General features: G+C 68.8%; 13 protein-coding genes. 9 read left to right on the top strand and 4 right to left on the bottom strand.

Annotated elements, in window-relative coordinates:
- Positions 1 to 585 precede the first annotated feature (585 nt).
- Genes QTI68_RS39730 through QTI68_RS39720 form a run of 3 tightly spaced genes read right to left on the bottom strand, consistent with a single transcriptional unit; the run spans position 586 to position 3,459 of the window.
- Entirely contained in the window at positions 586 to 1,521 is a 936-nt protein-coding gene (locus tag QTI68_RS39730; protein ID WP_286529872.1) for an electron transfer flavoprotein subunit alpha/FixB family protein, read from the bottom strand.
- Positions 1,522 to 1,531: 10 nt separating this feature from the next.
- A complete protein-coding gene (locus tag QTI68_RS39725) occupies positions 1,532 to 2,281 on the bottom strand; it encodes an electron transfer flavoprotein subunit beta/FixA family protein (RefSeq protein WP_286529871.1) in 750 nt (249 codons plus the stop codon).
- Positions 2,278 to 3,459, bottom strand: a complete 1,182-nt coding sequence (locus QTI68_RS39720) for a CaiB/BaiF CoA transferase family protein (RefSeq protein WP_286529869.1) — start codon at positions 3,457 to 3,459, stop codon at positions 2,278 to 2,280. Before QTI68_RS39720 ends, QTI68_RS39725 begins: the two co-directional genes overlap by 4 nt.
- 139 nt (positions 3,460 to 3,598) lie before the next feature.
- Between QTI68_RS39720 and QTI68_RS39715 the strand changes: the two genes are divergently transcribed.
- The 9 genes from QTI68_RS39715 to QTI68_RS39675 all read left to right on the top strand — a co-directional run bounded on the left by QTI68_RS39715 (position 3,599) and on the right by QTI68_RS39675 (position 14,480).
- On the top strand, positions 3,599 to 6,403 hold the full coding sequence (locus QTI68_RS39715) for a winged helix-turn-helix domain-containing protein (RefSeq protein WP_286529867.1): 2,805 nt from the start codon (positions 3,599 to 3,601) through the stop codon (positions 6,401 to 6,403).
- Positions 6,404 to 6,483: 80 nt separating this feature from the next.
- The gene (locus tag QTI68_RS39710) at positions 6,484 to 7,320 is read left to right on the top strand and encodes an enoyl-CoA hydratase/isomerase family protein (protein WP_286529866.1); all 837 of its coding nucleotides are present in this window, start codon (positions 6,484 to 6,486) and stop codon (positions 7,318 to 7,320) included.
- A gap of 90 nt (positions 7,321 to 7,410) precedes the next feature.
- On the top strand, positions 7,411 to 8,550 hold the full coding sequence (locus QTI68_RS39705; protein WP_286529864.1) for an acyl-CoA dehydrogenase family protein: 1,140 nt from the start codon (positions 7,411 to 7,413) through the stop codon (positions 8,548 to 8,550).
- A 23-nt stretch (positions 8,551 to 8,573) separates the two neighbouring features.
- Complete coding sequence (locus QTI68_RS39700; protein WP_286529863.1) at positions 8,574 to 9,764, top strand: lipid-transfer protein; 1,191 nt, start codon at positions 8,574 to 8,576, stop codon at positions 9,762 to 9,764.
- Positions 9,761 to 10,201, top strand: coding sequence for a MaoC family dehydratase N-terminal domain-containing protein (locus QTI68_RS39695; RefSeq protein WP_286529861.1), 441 nt, complete (start codon positions 9,761 to 9,763; stop codon positions 10,199 to 10,201). Before QTI68_RS39700 ends, QTI68_RS39695 begins: the two co-directional genes overlap by 4 nt.
- A gap of 16 nt (positions 10,202 to 10,217) precedes the next feature.
- On the top strand, positions 10,218 to 10,634 hold the full coding sequence (locus tag QTI68_RS39690; protein WP_286529860.1) for a MaoC family dehydratase: 417 nt from the start codon (positions 10,218 to 10,220) through the stop codon (positions 10,632 to 10,634).
- Positions 10,635 to 10,666: 32 nt separating this feature from the next.
- Positions 10,667 to 11,491, top strand: coding sequence for an SDR family NAD(P)-dependent oxidoreductase (locus tag QTI68_RS39685; protein ID WP_286529858.1), 825 nt, complete (start codon positions 10,667 to 10,669; stop codon positions 11,489 to 11,491).
- Between the two features lie 77 nt (positions 11,492 to 11,568).
- Entirely contained in the window at positions 11,569 to 13,452 is a 1,884-nt protein-coding gene (locus QTI68_RS39680; RefSeq protein WP_286529856.1) for a feruloyl-CoA synthase, read from the top strand.
- A gap of 59 nt (positions 13,453 to 13,511) precedes the next feature.
- Complete coding sequence (locus QTI68_RS39675) at positions 13,512 to 14,480, top strand: Bug family tripartite tricarboxylate transporter substrate binding protein (RefSeq protein ID WP_286529854.1); 969 nt, start codon at positions 13,512 to 13,514, stop codon at positions 14,478 to 14,480.
- A gap of 29 nt (positions 14,481 to 14,509) precedes the next feature.
- Here QTI68_RS39675 and QTI68_RS39670 read toward each other — a convergent pair whose 3' ends face one another.
- Positions 14,510 to 16,132 carry an alkaline phosphatase family protein gene (locus QTI68_RS39670; protein WP_286529853.1) on the bottom strand — a complete coding sequence of 541 codons (1,623 nt, stop codon included), beginning with the start codon at positions 16,130 to 16,132 and terminating at the stop codon, positions 14,510 to 14,512.
- Positions 16,133 to 16,564 lie beyond the last annotated feature (432 nt).

The raw sequence follows: 16,564 nt of genomic DNA, 5'->3' as shown, positions 1-16,564 counted from the left end.
GCCCCCGGACTGCGCTCCTCGCCGCCCCGGAAGTCGCCCATGCCCCAGACCCAGACCCCCAGCCGCGAGGTGACGTTGCGCTTGATCGGAGGGGAAACCGCACACCGTTTCTGGCCGGGGGGCCTGCGGGTGTGCTGTGGTGCGCCTGTGGGGCGCCGAGGAGCGCAGTGTGGCCGGCGGCGCGTGCGCAGCACGCGCTTCGTAAACTGACTCGCCGCAGCTGTTTGAGCGCAGTGCACCGAAGGGGCACGTAGCGAGTTCTGCGGCGCGCCGGCCGCGCGAGCACCGCAGGGAAGTCGGCGCGCAGCGCCGACCGCCCCACTGAAGCACCGCAGCACACCCGCAGGCGCCCCGGCTCGCGCGCGATCCATGCGCCCACCGGGCCTGCATTTCTATCGATCAGGCCCCAGGCCGATTCGAAGGCGACGGGGACTGATTTCGCGGCGCCCGAGCCACGACGTCGTTCGCTGTACTCGCCCCCACCCGCCCCTGAGACGATCCAGATCGCAAGGCACGGGCCGCAGCCGCAGCACGCACCTCCAGAAGGCATTGCCGAAGGAACGCCATCGCCAACCTCGCTTCTCTCTACAGAGCGCCCACAAGTTCGGGCACCGCTGTAAACAAGTCGGCCTCGAGCCCGTAGTCCGCCACGCTGAAGATCGGCGCTTCCGGGTCCTTGTTGATCGCGACGATCACCTTCGAATCCTTCATGCCGGCCAGGTGCTGGATCGCACCGCTGATGCCCGCGGCCACATAGAGCGCGGGCGCGACGATCTTGCCGGTCTGCCCGACCTGCCAGTCGTTGGGCGCGTAGCCCGCGTCCACGGCGGCGCGACTTGCGCCGAGTGCCGCACCGAGCTTGTCAGCCAGCGGCGTGAGCACTTCGGCGAACTTCTCGCTGGAGCCGAGCGCGCGGCCGCCGGAGACCACGATCTTCGCGGCGGTGAGTTCCGGGCGGTCGCTCTTCGTCACCTCGCGGCCCACCAGCGTGGACATCCCGGTGTCGCTGACGGCTGCAACGCTTTCGATCTTCGCGCTGCCGCCCGTGGCGGATGCCGCATCGAAACCGGTGGCGCGCACGGTGATGACCTTCGTGCCGTCCATGCTCTGCACGGTGGCGATGGCGTTGCCTGCATGGATGGGGCGCTCGAAGGTGTCCGGCGCGACAACGCGCGTGATCTCGGAAACCTGCGCGACGTCCAGTCTGGCAGCAACTCTGGGCGCGACATTCTTGCCATGGGCCGTGGCCGGAAACACCAGGTGGCTGTAGCCGCCTGCGATCGCGAGCACCTGGGCGGCGACGTTCTCCACCAGCTGATCGGCAAACTGCGGCGCATCCGCATGCAGCACCTTGGCGACACCGGCGATCTGCGCCGCGGCCTTTGCCGCATCGCCGGCATTCGCGCCAGCCACCAGCACATGCACATCGCCGCTCGCGCAGGCAACGGCCGCGGTCACGGTGTTCAGGGTCGCCGGCTTGAGCGCGGCATGGTCGTGTTCTGCAATGACGAGGACGGTCATGACTTTTTCCTTAGATCACCTTGGCTTCGTTCTTCAGCTTGTCGATCAGCGTCGACACATCAGGCACCTTGATGCCGGCACCGCGCTTAGGCGGCTCGGCGACGGTCAAGGTCTTCAAACGCGGCGCCACGTCGACGCCGAGATCCGCAGGCGTCATGGTCGCGAGCGGCTTCTTCTTCGCCTTCATGATGTTGGGCAAGGTCGCGTAGCGCGGCTCGTTCAGCCGCAGGTCGGTGGTGATCACCGCCGGGAGGCCGAGACTCACCGTCTCCAGCCCGCCGTCGACCTCGCGCGTCACGGTGGCACGGCCGTCGGCGATCTCGATCTTCGAAGCGAAGGTGGCTTGCGGCACCTCCAGCAGCGCGGCGAGCATCTGCCCGGTCTGGTTGCAGTCGTCGTCGATCGCCTGCTTGCCCAGCAGGATCAGGCCGGGCTGCTCCCGGTCGACCAGCGCCTTCAGGATCTTCGCGACCGCGAGCGGCTGCAGTTCGTCGTCCGTCTGCACCAGCACACCACGGTCGGCGCCGATCGCCATCGCGCTGCGCAGCGTCTCCTGGCATTGCGCGACGCCGCAGGACACCGCGATCACCTCGGTCACCACGCCCTTTTCCTTCAGACGCACGGCCTCCTCGACCGCGATCTCGTCGAAAGGGTTCATGCTCATCTTCACGCCGGCGATGTTCACGCCGCTGCCGTCGGCCTTCACCTGCGCCTTCACGTTCGCGTCTAGGACGCGCTTCACTGCCACCAATGCCTTCATTCGTCTTTCTCCATCTGTTTGCTGTCTGGACGCAGGCCCAGGCCCTGCTGTTGCAGGCGGGCGATTGCGGTGGGGTCGAAGCCCCAGTCGCGCAGGGCCGCTTCGCCCAGCTCGCCGCGCGCCGGCGCAGGCCGGGGCAGCGCCGAGGGCGTGGCCGAGAAGCGCGGCGCGGGGCCGGGCTGGATGACGCCGCCCACCTCCACGAAGCTGCCGCGCGCGCGGTGCTGGGCGTGGCTGGGCGCCTCCGTGAAGCCGAGCACCGGCGCGACACAGGCGTCGCTGCCGTCGAACACCGCGCACCATTCGGCGCGCGTGCGGCTTGCAAAGGCGCGCTCGAAAGCTTCGCGCAGGCGCGGCCAGCCGGCGCGGTCATGCTGAGAAGGCAGCCCCGCATCGGCCAGGCCGAGCTTGCCGACCAGTTCCGCATAGAAGCGCGACTCGACCGCACCGACGGCCATGCAGTGGCCATCGCTGGTGCGGTAGGTGTCATACCAGGGCGCGCCACTGTCGAGCCAGTTGCTGCCGCGTTCTTCCTTCCAGTTGCCCGCGGCGATCATTCCCCAGAACACCGCGCCCAGTTGCGCGGCGCCTTCGATCATGGCGGCATCGACCACCTGGCCAGCGCCGCCGCGCTGCACGTTCAACAAGGCGGCGAGCACGCCCATCGCGAGCAACATGCCGCCGCCGCCATAGTCGCCCACGAGGTTGAGCGGCGGCACGGGCCTGCCGCCCGCGGGCCCGATGCCCGAGAGCACGCCCGAGAGCGCGATGTAGTTGAGGTCGTGGCCCGCGCGATCGGCCAGCGGGCCGGTCTGGCCCCAGCCGGTCATGCGCCCGTAGACCAGACGCGGGTTGCGCGCCAGCGCGGCCTCGGGGCCCAGCCCCAGGCGCTCCATCGTGCCGGGCCGGAAGCCTTCGACGACCACATCGGCGCGTTCGACCAGGTCGAGCGCGGCAGCCACCGCCTGCGGCTGCTTCAGATCCAGCGTGACCGAGCGGCGGCCGCGCCCCGTGATGTCGATGCGCGGCCCGGTGGACTTGGGCCCGAGGTCCGAATGCGGCACCGGCCGATCGATGCGGATGACGTCGGCCCCCATGTCGGCGAGCAGCATGGTGCCGAAGGGGCCGGGGCCGATCGCCTCGAACTCCAGGACCCGAATGCCGGACAGAACACCCATTGAATTCTCCAGATTGCTTCAGAAATTGAGCGATGGGAAGAGTAGATCAGCGTGCCGCGCCGCCAGCCCTACCCGCAATGGGTAGCGCCCGGCGGTGCCTCCCATGTCGGCGGTGGCTGCTGCACAATGCCCTCGCACCATGCCGCCGAGTCCTTCCAGTTCCAGCGCAACGCACCTTCAGGCCGAAGCGCCGGCTGCGCCGCGCTCGGGCGTCGGCGTGGTCGGGCGCGAGCGGCTGCTGGCCCGGCTGCTGGAAGCGCGGCGGCTGCCGTGCATCGTCGTCACGGGGCCGGCGGGTGCCGGCAAGTCCACGCTCGTCGCGGCCTGGCGCCAGGCGCTCGTGCCCCTGGGCTTCGATATCGCATGGTTCACGGCGGTCGATGAAGACAACCAACCTGCGCGTTTCTTCGACGGGCTGATCGCCGCTCTGGCGCAGATCGATCCAGCACTGGTGCGCGAGGCGGCGCCATGGCGCGACGGCAGCGTCGACGCCGACGCCGTCGAGCGCGTCGCGATCACGCTGGTGCGCGGGATCGACGCGCACCCGCGCGAACTGCTGCTGGTGCTCGACGACCTGCATCGGCTGACTCACCCGGCCATTCACGACGCCTTGCAGTGGCTCGTCGACTACGCCCCGCCCAACCTGCATCTCGCGCTGGTCTCGCGCGGCGCGCCACACCTGTCGCTGGACCGGCTGCGCAGCCAGTCGCGGACGCTCGAACTCGATCAGCACGATCTGCGCTTCACACGGGCGGAAACGCAGCACTGCCTCGAGGCGCAGATCGGCGACGTCGATGCGCGCACGGTCAAGACACTGCACGAGTGGAGCGACGGCTGGGTGGCTGGCCTCAGGATCTTCGCGCTCGACTGGAAGAAGAAGCAGCTCGAAGCCGGCCGCGCGGCCGCGGGCGAACCTTTCGCGCACATGCCGGCCCGCGATGCGCGTGCCTTGATCGACTACTTCGAGCACGAGGTGCTGTCGCTGCTCGCGCCGGAACAACTTTCGACCCTCGTGCGCGCCGCCTCCTGCAGCCGTTTCTGCGCGCCGCTGTGCGCGGCACTGCTGGGAACGGCGGACGCAGTCGGCCCGGCGGCGGCCCTGCTGGACCGGCTCGCGCGCGACGACCTCTTCGCCTCGCCGGTCGAAGGGCGCACGGCCGAAGCCTGGGCGCGGCTTCATCCGCTGCTGCGCGACACGCTGCTGGTGCGCTTCGCCGCACTCGACGAAACCACGCGGCGGGCCGTTCACGCCCGCGCTTTTGCCTGGTTTCGCGACAAGGGCATGGTGGAGGACGCGGTGCGCCACGCGGTGCAGGCGGGCGAACCGGCGCAGGCCGCCGAGCTGGTCGAGCAATGCGCACAGTCGCTGCTCGTGCGGGGCGAGCGGCGCGAACTCATCGCGCTGCTGCAGCAGCTTCCGCCCGAGCAGATCGCGCGCAGCTTCAGGATGCGCCTGTGGATGGCCCGCACGCAGCTCCACCAGCGCGACCTCGTCGCATGCGAGAAGATCCTCGACGGCCTCGAGCGCGACTTGCCTCTCGGCGACACCGGCGCGCGATTCCTCGCCGCCACCTTGCGTGCCGCGCTGGCCGTGCGACGCGACGACACCGACGCCGCCCTCGCGCTCCTGCCGCAATTGCTGGAAACTCCGCCGGATGCCGATGCCATCGCGATCGGCGGACGCAACAACGTCCTCTCCTGGCTCTACAACCAGCAGGGCGAGTACGAGAAAGCCCGCAAGGTGCAGCTCGACGCGCCCGCGTTGACGATCGACGGCCTGCCGCTGGTCGCCACCGCCGCCGGCAGCCTGCACGGGCGTTGCCTGGTCGGGCTCAGCTACGCGCTCGAAGGGCGCATGACGCAGGCCGAGCGCATCTACCGCGCGGTGGCCGCGGAGGCCCGGCAAGGCGGCAAGGGCTGCGTCGATTCCTACGTCCTCGCGATCGGGCTGCTTGGCGACGTGCTCTACGAAGTCAACGACGTCCGCCAGGCGCGCGAGCTGCTCGAGGGCAAGGCCGACATGCTGGAACGCATCGCGATCCCGGACGCGGTGATGCGGGCGTTCCGGCTGCTGGCGGGTGCCGACTGGCAGATGGGCAACCGCACCGAGGCTTTCGCCCATCTCCAGCGGCTGGAGGACTACGCCGTCCGGCACGGCCTGGACCGGGTGCTGGCCCACAGCCTCGGCGACAAGGCCAACCTGCACCTGCTGCTCGGCGAGACCACGGCCGCCGAAACCGCACTCGCCCGCCTCGACGTGCTGGCGCAGCGCCATGCGGCCGCGACCTCGAACGCAGCCGCCGAGATCGGCGAGCAGGCGCAGCGCACGCGCATTCGGATCGCCGCGGCCCTCGGCGATCTCGAAGGCGCCGCCGCGCAGCTCGCACGCCTGATCGCGCAGTGCGAAGCCCGGGGCCGCCAGCGCTCCGTCGCCCACCTGCTGGTGAAAAGCGCGGTGGTGGATGCGCGCCGCGGCCGGACCGAGGCGGCGCGGCAGAAGCTGCTGGACGCGCTTCGCCGAGGCCACCGGCTCGGCCTCCTGCGCAGCCTGCTGGATGCGGACCCCGCGGCTCGCCAGTTGATCGGCGAGCTCGCGCAGACCGAACGGCTCGACCCCGTGCTGGCCTTCTACGTCGAGCGCCTCCAGGCGGCGCGGACGCGGTTGAAGACGCGGCCAGCCGAGGCGGAGACGAAGACCGGCGCGCGCGCCGCAGCACCGGGCGAACTGGAGGAATTCAGCGAACGCGAGATCGAGGTCCTGCGCCTGCTGGCCCAGGCCATGCCCAACAAGAAGATCGCGCGCGCCCTGGGCCTGTCGCCCGAGACGGTGAAGTGGTATTTGAGCCGCATCTACGGCAAGCTGCGCGTGGCGGGCCGCGACGAGGCGGTGGCGCGCGTGCGCGACCTCGGCTGGGATGCCGAGGGTTTGTCCCCACCCGGCTGATGCCTGCCGCCACCCACTCCGGGTGGCCCCTCCGACCCGGGTGCGTCCGATCATGGGCCATGCCACGGAACGAGGACCCCATGCCGAGCGACATCATCCCGCTGCGCGAGTCGCAGCTCACGATCGACGACGACGGCGTGGCCCTGTTCACGCACCAGCGTCCCGCCGCGCGCAATGCGCTGTCGATGGAACTGCGCGCGGACTACCGCGACATGCTCGCGCACGTGGAGAGCGACCGCCGCGTGCGCGCGCTGGTCCTGACGGGTGCGGGCGGCAGCTTCTGCGCCGGCGGTGACCTGAAGGCGATCAAGGAAAGGCAGGCGGGCAACGATGCCGATCAACGCTCGGCCGATGCGATGCGCCGCCGGCTCCAGTCGACCCATGTGTGGATGGAAAGGCTGCGCTCGCTCGAAGTGCCGGTGATCGCGGCGGTGGACGGCCCGGCCGTCGGCGCCGGCTTCTCGATCGCGCTGGCGGCGGACTTCATCCTTGCCTCCACGCGCGCGGTGTTCTGCATGTCCTTCGCGAAGATCGGCCTCGTCCCCGACCTCGGCGTCTTCCACTTCCTGCCGCGCGCCGTGGGCCTGCCGATGGCCAAGGAACTGGCGCTCACGGCGCGCCGCGTCAGTGCCGCCGAAGGCAGGCAACTGGGCTTCGTCCACACGCTGCACGCGCCCGAGGCGCTGCTGCCCGAGGCGATGCGCTTCGCCAGCCGCTTCGTTGCGGGCCCCCGCGAAGCCATGGGCCTGACCAAGAGCCTCATGAACAAGAGCTTCGAGACCTCGTACGCCACCCTGGCCGAGCTCGAATGCAGCGCGCAGGCCGTGGTGTCGACCGCGCCCTACCACGAGGCGGCCGTCGAGGCCTTCGTGCGCGGCGAGCCGGCCGCCTACGACTGGGACCGCAGCGCGGGTTGAGCCCGCCCCCCATCCGGAGTGGTGGCCGGCCGCCCCGAGGCAACTACCTTAGAGCCCAGCGACAAGAGACCTTTTGAAGGAGACACCCCAATGAACGTGACCCGCAATGTCTTCCGAGACGACCATGAGATGTACCGCGAGACGGTGCGCCGCTTCATCGAACGCGAATGCCTGCCCCGCCAGCACGCCTGGGACCAAGCGGGCCAGGTCGACCGCGAGACCTGGCTGAAGGCCGGCCGCGAAGGCCTGCTGTGCGCCTCGCTGCCCGAGGCGTACGGCGGTGGCGGCGGCGACTTCGGCCATGCGGCCGTGTTCGGTGAGGAGTTCGCGCGCTCGGGCGTCAGCGGCCCGGCCTTCGGCATGCACTCGGACATCATCGCGCCCTACATCCTGCGCGCCGGCACCGAAGAGCAGAAGCGCAAGTGGCTGCCCGGCGCCGCCTCCGGAGAAATCATCCTCGCCATCGCGATGACCGAGCCCGGCACCGGCAGCGACCTGAAAGCCGTGCGCACCACCGCCGTGCGCGATGGCGACGACTACGTCATCAACGGCAGCAAGACCTTCATCAGCAACGGCCTGACCGCCGACCTGATCATCGTGGTCTGCAAGACCGACCCCGCAGCCGGCGCCAAGGGCATCAGCCTGATCGCGGTCGAGGCGACGCGTGCGGGCTTCCGCCGCGGCCGCAAGCTCGAGAAGGTGGGCCAGTACGCGCAGGATACGGCCGAGCTCTTCTTCGACAACGTGCGGGTGCCGGTGGCCAACCGCCTCGGCGAGGAAGGCAAGGGCTTCAGCTACCTGATGGGCGAGCTGCCGCAGGAGCGCTTCACCATCGCCATCGCCGCGGCCGCGCGCCTGGAGCGCTCGCTGGAGAACACGCTCGGCTACGTCAAGGACCGCCGCGCCTTCGACCAGACGGTGTGGGACTTCCAGAACACCAAGTTCAAGCTGGCCGACATCAAGGCGCAGGCGGTGGCGGTTCGCACCATGATCGACTACTACATCGCCGAGCACATGCGCCGCCGCCTCACGCTCGAAGAGGCCGCCATCGCCAAGCTCTTCGCGACCGAGACGCTCGGCAAGGCGCTCGACGAGATGGTGCAGCTGCACGGCGGCTACGGCTACATGCTGGAGTACCCCATCGCACGCGACTTCGTCGACTCGCGCGTGACCCGCATCTATGGCGGCACCAGCGAGGTCATGCGCGAACTGATCGCCCGAAAGCTCTGATTCAAACCACCCCAAGGACCACCATGACAAACAAGGTATTCGTCGCCGGCGTCGGCATGATCCAGTTCAAGAAGCCCGGCACCAGCGAGCCCTACGACGTGATGGGCGAGCAGGCCATCCGCGCGGCGCTGGCCGATGCCGGCCTGGAATTCAGCGATGTGCAGCAGGCCTATGCCGGCTACGTGTACGGCGACTCCACCTGCGGCCAGAAGGCGGTCTACCGCGTCGGCATGACCGGCATCCCGGTGCTCAACGTCAACAACAACTGCGCCACGGGTTCGTCGGCGCTGTACCTCGCGCGCCAGGCGGTGCAGAGCGGCGCGGTCGACTGCGCGCTGGCCTTCGGCTTCGAGCAGATGAACCCGGGCGCGCTCAAGTCCCGCTGGGACGACCGCGCGCCGGCGCTGGAGCGTGCGCAGAAGGTGGTCGACGAGCTGGTCGGCCGGCCCGAGATTCCGTCGGCCATCCGCCAGTTCGCCGGCGCCGGCCGCGCCCACATGCAGAAGTACGGCACCAAGCTGGAGACTTTCGCGAAGATCCGCGCCAAGGCCAGCCGGCATGCCGCGAACAACCCGCTCGCGGTGTTCCGCAATGTCGTGTCGACCGAGGACGTCATGGCCTCGCCGATGCTGTGGGACGGCGTGATCACCCGCCTCATGGCCTGCCCGCCGACCTGCGGCGGCGCCGCGGCGATCGTGGTGTCGGAAGCGTTCGCCCGCAAGCGCGGCCTGCGCACCGATGTGCTCATCGCCGGCCAGTCGCTCGCGACCGGCCTGCCCAGCACCTACGACGCCATGGACATGATCCGCGTCGTCGGCTTCGACATGACGCGCCTGGCCGCGCAGCAAGCCTATGCGCAGGCCGGCGTGGGCCCCGAAGACATCGACGTGATCGAACTGCACGACTGCTTCGCGCAGAACGAACTGCTGACCTACGAAGGCCTGGGCCTGTGCAGCGAGGGCGAGGCCGAGAAGCTGGTGAACGACGGCGACAACACCTACGGCGGCCGCTGGGTCACCAACCCCTCGGGCGGCCTGCTCTCCAAGGGCCATCCGCTCGGCGCCACGGGCCTGGCCCAGTGCTACGAGCTCACGCACCAGCTGCGCGGCACAGCCGACCAGCGCCAGGTCGAGAACGCGAAGGTCGCGCTGCAGCACAACCTGGGCCTCGGCGGCGCGGGCGTGGTGACCATCTACAAGAAGGTGTCCGCATGATCGACAAGAAGCACATCGGCATGAAGCTGCCGGTCTACAAGGCGACCGCCGAAGCGGGCCAGCTGCGTTTCTTCGCCAAGTCCATCGGCGAGACCAACCCGATCTACATCGACGAGTCCGCGGCGCGCGACGCGGGCCACCCGGGCCTGCCGCTGCCGCCGACCTTCCTCTTCTCGCTGGAGTTCCAGATCCCGTCGAATGCCTGGCGCGACGAGCTCGGCATCGTCACCTCGCGCATCCTGCACGGCGAGGAGACCTTCAAGTACCACCGCATGGCCTACGCCGGCGACACGCTGCAGTTCGAGACGCGCATCGCCGACATCTACGACAAGAAGAACGGCGCACTGAGCTTCGTGGTGCGCGAGTCGCGCGTGACCAACCAGCGCGGCGAGCACATCGCGGACCTGCGCAGCGTGCTCGTGCACAAGAACGCCTGAAGACCGGAGCACCCACATGAGCCAACTGAAATTCGAAGCCGTCAAGGTCGGCGACACCCTGCCCCCGCTGGAACTCGCGCCGATCACGCGCACCACGCTTGCATTGTTCGCGGGCGCCTCGGGCGACCACAACCAGATCCACATCGACACCGACTACGCCCGCAAGGCCGGCGCGGTCGACGTGTTCGCGCACGGCATGTTGTCGATGGCCTACCTGGGCCGCCTGCTCACGCAGTGGGTCGACCAGCGCCAGCTGCGCGAGTTCGACGTGCGCTTCACCGGCATCACGCACCTGGGCCACCGCATCACCTGCACAGGCCGTGTGGTCGAGAAGTTCGAGGCCGACGGCGAGCAGCGCGCCAAGGTCGAGATCCAGACCACGAATCAATACGGCGAAACCAGGATCGTGGGCGACGCGGTCATCGCCTTCTGAACAACATCATTTTCAAACTCGGAGATACAGACATGGGAAAACTCGACGGCAAGGTGGCACTGGTCACCGGTTCGGGCCGCGGCATCGGCCAGGCCATCGCGATGAAGCTCGCCAGCGAAGGCGCGCGCATCGTCATCAACGACCTCGACGCCGACCCGGCGCACGAGACGGTCGAGCTGCTGAAGAAGAGCGGCGCCGAGGCCGTGACCTGCCCGGGCAATGTCAGCGCGCCGGACTTCGCCGAACGTTTCATCAAGACCGCGGTCGACAACTACAAGGGCATCGACATCATCGTCAACAACGCCGGCTTCACCTGGGACGACGTGATCCAGCGCATGACCGACGAGCAGTGGTACGCGATCATGGATTGCCACCTGACCGCCCCCTTCCGCATCCTGCGCGCCGCCTACCCGGTGATCAAGGCGCAGGCCCAGGCCGAGGCCGAGAAGGGCATCGAGGTGCATCGCAAGGTGGTCAACATCTCGTCGACTTCCGCCTTGAACGGCAATGCCGGGCAGATGAACTACTCCTCGGCCAAGGCCGGCGTGATCGGCATGACGCGGGCACTGAGCCGCGAATGGGGCCGCTTCAAGGTCAACGTCAACGCGGTGGCCTTCGGCCTGATCCACACCCGCATGACCAGCGCCGACGCCAAGGCCGGCGCGACGATCAACATCGAAGGCAAGGACATCCGCGTCGGCCTGAATCCGGAACTGCTCAAGTCGCACGCGCAGCGCAACCCGCTGGGCCGCGGCGGCACGCCCGAAGAGGCAGCCGGCGCGGTCTACCTTTTCTGCACGCCCGAATCGAACTACATCACCGGACAGGTGATCGCGGTGGCAGGTTCGCCGCAGTAAGCGGCGCGGCGCCGTCGAACACGACAGCGCCCCGACATTGACTGCAGCGAGCCGATCAGAACAATGGAGACAAACCAATGACCCCTCTTGCCACTGCAGCCGTCGCGCCACCGCCCGTGCGCTACCGGCCCGTGCCTTACGCGGCACGGCAGACGTTGTGCGAGCGGCGCGCCGACGGCACGCTGATCCTGCGCTCGCCGCAGCCGTCGAGGCCTGCCGGGCACACCGGATTCGCCGGTACGATCGCGCGCTGGGCGGCGCGGCGCGGCGACCTGCCTGCCTTCTGCGAGCGCGATGCGCAAGGCGAATGGCGGCGCATCACATGGGCCCAGCTCTGGCAGCAGGTCCAGGCGGTGGGCGCGGCTTTGCTGGACATGGGCCTGGGACAAGGGCGGCCGCTGGTCATCCTGTCGCCCAACTCGCTCGAACAACTCGTGCTGCTGCTGGCAGCGGAATACGTCGGGGTGACGGTCGCGCCGGTGTCGCCGGCCTATTCGCTGCTGAGCCAGGATTTCGCGCGCCTGAAGGGCGTGTGCGAGCTCGTTCCGCCTGCCGCCCTCTTCGTGCAGGACGCGGCCACCTTCGAGCCCGCGATCGCCGCGCTCGACGGCCCCGAGGTGCCGGTGATCGCCGTGCGCGGCGCGAAGCCGGGCCAGTTGCCGTGGGACGCGCTCTGCGCCACCGAACTGACGCCCGAACGGCGCGCTAAGGCGGCCGCCGCGCATGCCGCCATCCGCCCCGACGACATCGCGAAGATCCTCTTCACCTCGGGCTCGACCGGCGTGCCGAAGGGCGTGCCGAGCAGCTACCGCAATCTGCAGGCCGCCGCATCGAACCTGCTCGACATGTTCGCGACCCTGGCCATGGCCGACGAGCCGCCGGTCTTCCTCGACTGGCTGCCCTGGCACCACGCGCTCGGCGGCATCCTCAACCTGGGCCGCTCGGTGCTGCTCGGCGCCACCCACTACATCGACGACGGCAAGCCGCTGCCGGGTCTCTTCGAGCGCACGATCCGCAACCTGCGCGAGGTCTCGCCGACCGTGCTGACCAGCGTGCCCTCGGCCTGGACGATGCTGGCCGCCGAACTGGAGCGCGATCCGCAGCTCGCGCAGAGCGTGTTCGCGCGTGTCATCAACTTCGGCTACGGCGGGGCGAGCCTGCCGAAGGACGTCAACGAACGCATCCAGCGCGTGGCCGAGCGCACGGTCGGCGAACGCATCGTCTTCGCCACCGGGCTCGCCTCGACCGAGACCACCGGCGTCGGCACCTACCGCACCTGGGCCAGCGACGACCTCGGCAACATCGGCGCGCCCGCGCCCGGCACCGAGCTCAAGCTGGTGCCGCTGGACGGGGACCGCTACGAGATCCGCGTGCGCGGCGCGCACAACTTCGCGGGCTATGTTGCGCGACCCGACCTCACTGCGGCGGCCTTCGACGACGAGGGCTTCTTCAAGCTCGGCGATGCGGTCCGGCTGGTCGACGCCGCCGACCCCACGCAAGGCATGCGCTTCGACGGCCGCGTGGCCGAGGACTTCAAGCTGGTCAACGGCACCTGGGTGCGCACGGGCTCGGTGCGGCTCGGCCTCATCGAGCGCTGCGCGCCGTTGATCACCGATGCAGTCATTTGCGGGCATGACCAGGACTACGTTGCGGCGCTCGCATGGCCCAACGTGGCCGCATGCCAGCGGCTCATGCCCGAACTCGCCGGCCTCGGCGCGGCCGAGTTGGCGACGCATCCGCTGCTCGTCGATGCGCTGCGCCAGCGCCTTCGCAAGGATGCGGCGAGCGCCAGCCTGCGCGTCGAGCGCTTGCTGCTGATGGCCGAGCCGCCCTCGATGGACGCGAACGAGATCGCCGACAAGGGCTACGTCAACCAGGCGACCACGCGTTCGCGCCGTGCGCACCTGGTGGACGAACTCTTCCGCGACGAACCGTCCGCGCACGTCGCGTGCGCGCACTGAGCGCCACGCGACCGGCCCGCTGCGGCGGGCGCCGAATTCAATAGAACCAGGAGACATTCATGCGCATCCGAGCCCTCATTGCGACGGCGGCCCTCGCCTTCGGCAGCATCGCCTTCGCCCAGGACTATCCGAGCCGCCCGATCACCCTCGTCGTGCCCGCACCGCCGGCGGGCGCCACGGACGTGCTCGCACGCGTGCTGGCCGAGGAGATGGGCAAGAGCCTGAAGCAAACGATCATCGTGGACAACAGGCCCGGCGCCTCCGGCATGCTCGGCGCCTCAGCCGTGGCCCGCGCAGCGCCCGACGGGTACACGCTGTTCCTGTCGCATGCGGCGCCGATCTACTACGCGCCCTATATGTTCTCGAAGGTGCCCTACGACGTGCGGCGCGACTTCGCCTTCATCACCGAGATCTGCTCGGCGAGCCTGGTGCTCGCGGTCAACAAGGAGGTGCCCGCGCGCACCATGAAGGAGTTCGTCGCCTGGGCACAGATCAACAAGGGCAAGGTGGCGTACGGCTCGTACGGCGTCGGCTCGTCGAGCCACCTGCTGAACGCCCACCTGAGCGAGTCGCGCCACCTCGACATGACCCACGTCGCCTACAAGGGCGAGGCGCCGATGATCCAGGACATGATCGGCGGCCAGATCCCGATGGCGATCGGCACGCTCGGCACCATGGCGCCGCACATCGCGAGCGGCAGCCTGCGGCCGCTCGCGATCATCGGGGAGACGCGCCTGCCCGAATTGCCCAATGTGCCGACGATGGCGGAGGCGGGCTTTTCGGATGACGAGTTCAAGCCGATCGGCGGCGTGATGCTGACCGCACCGGCCAAGACGCCGGCGCCGATCCTCGCGAGGCTGGAGAAGGAAGCACGCGCGGCCGTTCAGACCACCGCGATGAAGTCACGCTTCCAGGCTTTCGGGCTGGTGGGCATGGGGAACAGCTCGGCGGAATTCCGGAAGAACTTCGAGGCGAGTGGGCCGGTGATTCAGAAGCTGGTGCAAGTGTCGGGCGCGAAGGTGGATTGACCGGGCGGCCGCATCCTGGGCGGCCTGTCTCAGGACGTGGTCCGCAATCCCGGAAAGAGCTTGAAGGCGTCGTCGCGAATCATCGCGATGGCCTCTGCGCCGGTGAGATTGGCGTCCGGCGAGACGGGCGGCACCGCGGCGCCCAGGGCTTTCTCGAAGGCCAGCATGCCATGCACCAGCGCCTTGCCGAGCGGCGACAGCGGCAGATCGGGCGGAAGCAAGGCGACATCGAACTTCGGAACCGGCCTTGGCGTGACCTCAGGCCATTGATCCGGTGCCCTCGGCCTGTCGAGCGAAAGAACGGGGGCGAGGTCCGGTGCCGAGGCGTCGCGTGCGGTGAGAGGGCGCCCGAGCGACCACCGCTTGCGCAGGGTCTGGATCAATGCGGTGTGGCGGTATTCGTCATTGACCACGGTGCGCTCGGGGACCCATGCCGAGACCGCGATCGCAGGCACCCGCGCGCCTGACCGATTGAACGTGAACCCCATCTGGCCGACGGGTGCCGAGCGGGTCGGCGGCACGGCGGGCGGGGGCGGGACATGATCGTAGGTTCCACCCGATTCGTCGAAGGCGACCAGCAGGAATGTATTGAGGTAGTTCGATCCGCGGGGCGATGACGAAGAACGAACCGCGTCGTAGACCGACGCGAGCAGCGCGTCGCCGCCCAGAAGCGAGGACGGCGGGTCGTACGGCACGCCGTGAAGCAGCGCCGAGATCGGCGGGTGCATGTCATTGTGGCCGTGCCACAGGTTCGGCTCGATGAACGAGTAGGTCGGCAGGCGGCCTCTCCTGGCGTCATCGAGAAAATCGGCGACCGTCGAGAAGTTGGTTGCGAAGCGGTTGCGCAATCGTGAGGCGTGAATGATCCCGGTGAAGGAGGCCGGGCTCGGCGAGTCACAGTACACGCGCCATGTCAGCCCCTTGGCCTCCAGGCGTTCGAACAGCGTCTCGGCCTTGTTGTGAAGGGGAAAGGAATCGGGAGGAGACATGTTGACGACGAATCCCGAAGCCGTTCCCGCATGGAAGAAGGAGCGGTTGGTGAACGTCTGCGACGGCACTTCACAGAACCAATGGTCGAAAACAGCGAAGCCACGCGCCAGCGCCGAGGTCACCGGCATCTGCTCCGGCGTGTACCCCGTCATGATCTGGGCGTACTCGTCGTAGCTGGGCTGCCGCTTCATCTCGGCCGTGAAGGCGCTGATGTAGTCCATCACGAATCCGTCCATCGTGGGCTGCTGGCGCGGATCACTCGGCGCGTTGTACGGCGCCACCATGCGCTCCAGCGGCATGAAACGGTTCTTCGGGTCCAGTGTTCCGAACAGATCCGTGTTGATGTGCGGATACTCCTCGCCGGGATCCGGTTGCGGCGTGTTCATCGTGGGCGACACGCCGTAGGGCACGAACTTGCGCTCGGCGCCTTGCTCGGCCCATTCCGGAATCGGGTTCTTGAGATCCCTGCCGACCACGCCCTCGAACGACTTGACTTCGCCCGGTGCGTAGAGGCGGCCGAGCAGGTTGTCGAACGAGCGGTTCTCGAACATGAGCACGACCACGTGGTCGAGCGCCTTGCCCCGGTCGTTGCGGGACCGTTGAGCCCGGGTGATCTCGGGAAAGGCAACGCTGGCGGCTGCCGCACCGACGAGCTCGATCATCTTGCGCCGTGTTGTCATGGCTTACCCCGCTGGCCTGAACTTCGACCCGGACATTGCCACGCACTCTGCGGCGATCGGTCGGGTCGCAGGGCGGAAGACTAGCTTCGTTGCGCCGTTTGACAATCCCAGCGCCCACGTAGTCCACATACGTGGGCGTCCGAGATGATCATGTCCCTGGCCCGGCTGAACAGGTGGAGAAAGTCTTCGGCGTCGCATGCGCGTCGCGGCTGGGGATCTGGGTCTGGGGCATGGGCTCCTACCAGGGCGGTCGGCGCTTCGCGCCGACTCCGCTGCGGTGCTCGTCCGGGAGCGGTGCCGCAGAACTCGCTACGTGCCCCTTCGGTGCACTGCGCTCAAACAGCTGCGGCAAGCCAGTCAACGATGCGCGTGCTTCGCACGCGCCCGCCCCCGGACTGCGCTCCTCGCCGCCCC

The organism is Variovorax sp. J31P207 (assembly GCF_030316965.1).
In the GTDB taxonomy this organism is placed as follows: domain Bacteria; phylum Pseudomonadota; class Gammaproteobacteria; order Burkholderiales; family Burkholderiaceae_C; genus Variovorax; species Variovorax ginsengisoli_B.
The sequence above is the reverse complement of the archived record's forward strand: the minus strand, read 5'-3'. Positions and strand labels throughout refer to the sequence as shown.

What these genes read in the sequence shown, in the direction of transcription:
- QTI68_RS39715 (WP_286529867.1), top strand. Translation starts at nt 3,599, where the DNA reads ATGCCGCCGAGTCCTTCCAGTTCCAGCGCAACGCACCTTCAGGCCGAA.
- QTI68_RS39670 (WP_286529853.1), bottom strand. Translation starts at nt 16,132, where the DNA reads ATGATCGAGCTCGTCGGTGCGGCAGCCGCCAGCGTTGCCTTTCCCGAG.
- QTI68_RS39695 (WP_286529861.1), top strand. Translation starts at nt 9,761, where the DNA reads ATGATCGACAAGAAGCACATCGGCATGAAGCTGCCGGTCTACAAGGCG.
- QTI68_RS39710 (WP_286529866.1), top strand. Translation starts at nt 6,484, where the DNA reads ATGCCGAGCGACATCATCCCGCTGCGCGAGTCGCAGCTCACGATCGAC.
- QTI68_RS39680 (WP_286529856.1), top strand. Translation starts at nt 11,569, where the DNA reads ATGACCCCTCTTGCCACTGCAGCCGTCGCGCCACCGCCCGTGCGCTAC.
- QTI68_RS39700 (WP_286529863.1), top strand. Translation starts at nt 8,574, where the DNA reads ATGACAAACAAGGTATTCGTCGCCGGCGTCGGCATGATCCAGTTCAAG.
- QTI68_RS39730 (WP_286529872.1), bottom strand. Translation starts at nt 1,521, where the DNA reads ATGACCGTCCTCGTCATTGCAGAACACGACCATGCCGCGCTCAAGCCG.
- QTI68_RS39690 (WP_286529860.1), top strand. Translation starts at nt 10,218, where the DNA reads ATGAGCCAACTGAAATTCGAAGCCGTCAAGGTCGGCGACACCCTGCCC.
- QTI68_RS39675 (WP_286529854.1), top strand. Translation starts at nt 13,512, where the DNA reads ATGCGCATCCGAGCCCTCATTGCGACGGCGGCCCTCGCCTTCGGCAGC.
- QTI68_RS39685 (WP_286529858.1), top strand. Translation starts at nt 10,667, where the DNA reads ATGGGAAAACTCGACGGCAAGGTGGCACTGGTCACCGGTTCGGGCCGC.
- QTI68_RS39720 (WP_286529869.1), bottom strand. Translation starts at nt 3,459, where the DNA reads ATGGGTGTTCTGTCCGGCATTCGGGTCCTGGAGTTCGAGGCGATCGGC.
- QTI68_RS39725 (WP_286529871.1), bottom strand. Translation starts at nt 2,281, where the DNA reads ATGAAGGCATTGGTGGCAGTGAAGCGCGTCCTAGACGCGAACGTGAAG.
- QTI68_RS39705 (WP_286529864.1), top strand. Translation starts at nt 7,411, where the DNA reads ATGAACGTGACCCGCAATGTCTTCCGAGACGACCATGAGATGTACCGC.